This is a genomic window from bacterium (genome assembly GCA_026398675.1).
GTDB lineage: Bacteria > RBG-13-66-14 > RBG-13-66-14 > RBG-13-66-14 > RBG-13-66-14 > RBG-13-66-14.
Window position 1 is genome coordinate 1 of the sequence record JAPLSK010000142.1, and the last position, 4960, is coordinate 4960.

The window sequence follows — 4960 nt, forward strand, 5'->3', positions numbered from 1 at the left end:
AAGACGCGCAGGTCCGTGCCCGCCGGCAGGTCGCGGAAGGTGACCGTCGTGTTACCCTCTCCGGGGCGGAAGGGGTTCGGGAAAGCGTAGGCCGCGTCCAGCCCCCCGGCCTGCCCCTCGCGGGGTACCAGTTGCAGCACCGCGGCCGCCGCCGCCCGGGCGCCGCTCACCCCCTGCACCAGGTCCAGCTTGTCCACGGTGTCCTCGGTGGTGTGGTAGTAGGGGTAGCTCTCGGTGCCGGCGTACTCGGTGACGTGAACCGCGGGGATGCCCGCCCGCCAGAAGCTGGCGTGGTCCGAGCGATACCATTCGGGGTCGTTCGTCTCCACCTCGAAGGCCGGTGTGTAGCCGCACCCGTCGTCGTAGGCCCTGGAGAGCCAGAGGGAGTCGTCCCGGGTGAAGACCTCCAGATCGTAGTTCTCGTCGTCGCGGTAGGCGTACATGTCCAGGTTCAACACGCCGCCGACGTCGCCCTCCGCCAGATCGGCCACGTAGTAGGACGACCCGATCAGCCCCTGCTCCTCCCCGGAAAAAAGGACGATCCGCACGGGGGTGTCGAAGGTGAGCCCCCGGCAGGCGCGCGCGACCTCGAGGCAGGCGGACACGCCGCTGCCGTTGTCGTCCGCCCCGGGCGCCAGATGGAGCGGATCATCGGAGATGCTGTCGTAATGCCCCGTGACGAGAAGGGCCGGGCCGTCTCCCGAGCTCGGCAGCTCGCAGACCACGTTCCGCCAGGTCAGGCTCTCCTCGGTGTCTATGTAACCCCCGACGAGCGTCCCGCCGCCGTCGGTGGAAACGTAGGCGAAGGGCGGTTCCCCGCCGCCGATCCACAGGGTGTCGTCGTCCAGCACGTCCAGGGCGAGAAAGCGGTCCCGGTCCGAGCCCTGGACGACGGTCCAGGTCGCGCCGCCGTCGGTGGTCTCGAACAGGTGGCGGTTGTCCCCCACGCAGAAGCCGTGCTGTGCGTCCACGAACTCGACCTGGTAGATGAACTGGGTGAATCCGCTTTCCTGGGCCGACCAGGAGAGGCCGCCGTCCCCGGAGTGGAGGATGGTGCCGGCCGCGCCGACCACCCACGAGTCGCCGGTGCCCGGATTGATGCTCACCGAGTAGAGGTTGCGCTCGACCCCCGAGTCCACGTCCCCCCACGTCTCTCCCCCGTCCACGCTGCGCAGAATCTGTCCCTCCGCCCCCACGGCCAGCCCCAGGGAACCGGCCAGGTCCACCCCCAGCATGTCCCGGGCGTCGGGCGCGTCGCCCTCCCTCCAGGTATCCCCCCCGTCGTCCGTCCTGGAGATGAAGCCTCGGCCGGAGGCGCAACCGTGCTCATCGTCGGCGAATGCGATGTCCCGGATGTTCGAGGGGAAGTCGTGGTCCACGACCTCCCAGGTATCACCGCCGTCGTCGGTGGCGAGAATGGTCCGCAACCCCCCCGTGAACCCCCGGTTCGCGTCGAGGAAGAGCACCGCGCGGGTGGAATAGCCGGCCGTATCCTCCAGGGCGTGCCAGGTCTGTCCCCCGTCCTCGGTCTTGACCACCATCAGCCCCACGGCGTAGGCCGTATTGTCGTCCACGGCCGAGACGTCCCAGATGTCCACCGTCCCCACCCCGTTCAGGTCGTAGAGGTGGTAGTAGGGCTCGTAGCCCCACCCGCCCAGGGTGGTCATCAGAAGCTCGGCGGCCTGGGCGCATCCCGCAGAGAAGGAGAAGCGGGTGGGGATGGCGGTGAGCTCCTCGAGATGATCCAGGTAGTGCTCCTCGTCGATCCTGGCGACGACCGCCGGGTCTATCCACCCCCCGCCGAAGGGCTCGGGGGGCGTGTCCTGGAGCATCCCGGAGGGCCGGGAAACCCCGGGCAGGGGGTGTAAGAGCAGGAGCTCCCCGCCGGGAAATCCCGGCAGGAGCCCGTCGGAGCGCAGCAGGTGGACGCCGGGGAAGGAGGCGACGACCTGGACTCCCGCGGGCGGAGCCTGGCCGTAGAAGAGGTAGTAGTACGAGCCGGGCTCGTGGTCGGCCAGCCTTCGGGCGCCCGGCGTGGTCTCGCCGAGATAGAGCCAGCCGCCGGCCGCGGGAACGGTGAAGACGGAGGTCTCGGGCCTCGCCGGGGAATAAAAGAGGCCCGGCGTCGCCCAGGCCCCCAGGTGAAGAAGGGTGAGGAGCCAAACGGTGGCGCGCATCCTTCCCCCTACCGGTACACGTTCTCGATTATCCGCGGGTACTCGGAATCCGCGGTTCCCAGCATCATCCACAGCGCCGCGACGAAGTCGTCCCGGGAGAGGGATGTCGCGGGGAACTCCGCCTCCAGCTCCACATTGTTGTAGTCGTTGATCACCGCTTTGACCATGTAGTTCTCGAGGCCGATGCGCAGCAGGACTCCGGCCAGGTCGCCAAGATCCCCGTGGCTGTGCTCGGGGATGGAGACCAGGACCGACTGGAAGCAGATGAACCCGTCACAGAGGTAGAGGGTGCAGGGGATGGCGCCCATGTTGTCCCCGGTGGTGCTTATGTACCAGGTGTTCGGCTCGGACGGGCAGAAAAAACAAGATTACGATCAGCCGCATCTTCCACGCCTCCTTGAGTGGGCGCATTCATTATAAACGGACCGGACGCGTTTCGGTCAAGTCGAATAAAAAAAGGGGCCCGGGCCCCTCTTTTTTTTTACTTAGTCTCGGGGGCCGGTTGCTCCCCGCTCGTCGCCGGCGCGGATCCCTCGTTCACGATGGGCGCCGCCTCGGGGGCCTTCTGAGTCTGTTCGGTCCCGCCGCTCGGCAAGGCGGCCTCCTCCCGCTTGGGCGAGGAGTAGAGAAAGGCCAGCAGCAGGGAGATGACCATGTAGCTTATCGCCATCCAGCGGGTGAGCTTGGAGAGGAAGGTCGCCGCCCCGCGCTGCCCCAGAATTGTTTGGGTTCCCGCACCGCCGAAGGCTCCGGACAACCCGCCGCCCTTGCCGGCCTGCAGGAGGACGGATAACGCTAGGCCGATGCACAGGAGGATGTGGATTACGATGACTACGTTGACGATGATCAAAGGGGCCGACCTCCTCTACCCTTTCGCGAGGCGGGCGAAGTTTAGCAGAAGGGTGCTCCCCGCGTCAAGGTTCAACGGCGGTCATGGCATCGAGGAGACTCTTGAACCTGTCCGCCCCCTCCTCGTCGCCCAGTATCAGGCTCTCCGCGTAGAGGGCGTAGATGTCCGGGGTGCCGGCCGTTCCTTCCTCGAGCCGCCTGCGGGCGTAGAGAGCCGCGCGGCCGTAGAGGCCGTAGAAGATGCAGCGGCCGACCAGGACGTCGGAGGGTGACGGATCCCGGGCGAGGGCGGTCCAGGTGGCGGCGGCGTCCTTCGCCACGCTCCAGCGCTGGGGGATGAAGGGGGAGAACCACCCGGCGCGGACTGCCGCCGCGGCGGCCCGGGGGGCGTATCCCGCCGCTGAAGCCGCCTCGGCGAACACGTCCAGCCGGCCGAGGAGGAAATCGGTGGCGGCGCGCTCGTATTTGTGCGGGCCCTCGGGCCGGGGCTTGAACCGCAGGACTTCCCAGCGCGTACGGGTCAGGGTTTGCCGGCCCAGGTCGGGATTCCCCGTCGCGATGTAGGCCTCGATGGGACGCCAGACCTCGACGAGACCCAGGGGGACGAACCCGTCACGGTCCTCCTTCAGGGCCAGGGAAAGCCCATAGAAGTAATCCACGTCCACCGCCAGGGCCAGCGGCCGTCGGGCGGCGCGGGAGTAGAACTCCAGGAGGCTGGTGTCCACGTAGCTCCGGGCCGTTCGGACGTCGGGGGCGTGCTCGCCGGCGTAGCGCCACAACCGCATCTGCTCGTCCTCCCCCGGCGGCAGGAGCCCCGCGCGGTCGGCCAGCTCCCGCTGATACCACGGGTCGCCCACCTGGTAGGCCGAGGTGACATCCAGGTCCGGGCGACGGTCATCGGCGTAGCGCCGAACCAGGCCGTCGAAGTAGCAGCTGTCGCCCTGGACGATGGATACGGCCAGGATGGCCCCGGGGGGGCAGGAGGCGAAGAGGTCGGCGCCGAGCTCCTCCATCCCGGTTCTCTTCGACAGGTCGGCCCGGGGGAGGCTGAAAAAAACCGTGGCGGCGAGGACGAGAGAAAGCGCGCCGACGGCCATCGCCCTTCCCCGGTGTTCGAACTTCCGGGCGAGCCACCCGGCCCCGAGATAGAGCCCGGCGGCGAAGACGAAGGCCCCGGTCAGAAGGAACGTCTCCCCGGACCCCACGAGCTGCGGCACCGGGTAGTTGCTAATCGCCAGGAGCAGCGCCGCCGGCAGGAGCCACAACAGAAGCATCCCGGCGAAGAGCTGACGCCTCCCCTTCCCGACGAGAACCGCCAGGCCGGCGAGACCCAGGAGCGTCGCCCCCGGCGCCAGGTCGGCCCACCAGGTCCGCCCCATCCAGGCGATTTGCCCGCCGAGACGGGCCAGGTCGCGCGCGAGCGGCGTGTCGGCGTAGACCGACTGGCTCAGGCTGCGGGTGAAGCCGTAGAAGCTGTCCGGGGAAGACCAGTTGATGAGCGGCCCGGTGGAGGCGCGGATGGGGAGGTAGAGGTAGGTCGAGAGGCCGAGGCCCAGCGCGGCGACGGTGAGCCCCCAGCCCGCGGCGTTCAACCGCTTCAGGGCCGGCCACAGGATGAGCGCCAGGGCCGGGAGGTACGCGTAGCCGGCGTTATGGCTGACCAGCATGAGCCCGATGACCAGGCCCGCCGTGGCCGTCTCCATCCCCGAGGGCTCTTGGGCCAAAGCGAGGCGTCGGGCGCGCAAGCTAACGTAGAGCGCCGCCGCCAGGAAGGCGGTGTGCTGGGTGTAGACCTCGGTGAGGGAGGCCTGAGTCCACAGGGTCGCCGAGAGACCGAAGGCCATCGCGCCCAGGGCGGCCAGCCACGGTCTTTCGGCTCCGTCGCTTAATCGCCCCAGCTCGGCGAGGGCCAGCGCCATAAAGAAGACCGTCAG

Annotated in this window: 4 protein-coding genes; all 4 read right to left on the reverse strand. The window is 68.5% G+C overall.

Annotated features, from left to right (window positions below; all coding sequences use genetic code 11):
- A partial coding sequence (locus NTW26_03690; GenBank protein MCX7021377.1) for a M28 family peptidase occupies window positions 1-2177 on the reverse strand: 2177 nt, incomplete at its 3' end.
- Window positions 2178-2185: 8 nt separating this feature from the next.
- On the reverse strand, window positions 2186-2485 hold the full coding sequence (locus tag NTW26_03695; protein MCX7021378.1) for a hypothetical protein: 300 nt from the start codon (window positions 2483-2485) through the stop codon (window positions 2186-2188).
- Window positions 2486-2658: 173 nt separating this feature from the next.
- Complete coding sequence (gene secG / locus NTW26_03700; GenBank protein ID MCX7021379.1) at window positions 2659-3027, reverse strand: preprotein translocase subunit SecG; 369 nt, start codon at window positions 3025-3027, stop codon at window positions 2659-2661.
- Between the two features lie 64 nt (window positions 3028-3091).
- Window positions 3092-4960 (reverse strand): DUF2723 domain-containing protein (locus tag NTW26_03705; protein MCX7021380.1); only part of this gene is annotated, 1869 nt, incomplete at its 5' end.

Coding starts and splice junctions, on each gene's coding strand:
- NTW26_03695 (MCX7021378.1), bottom strand. CDS start 2,485: ATGGGCGCCATCCCCTGCACCCTCTACCTCTGTGACGGGTTCATCTGC.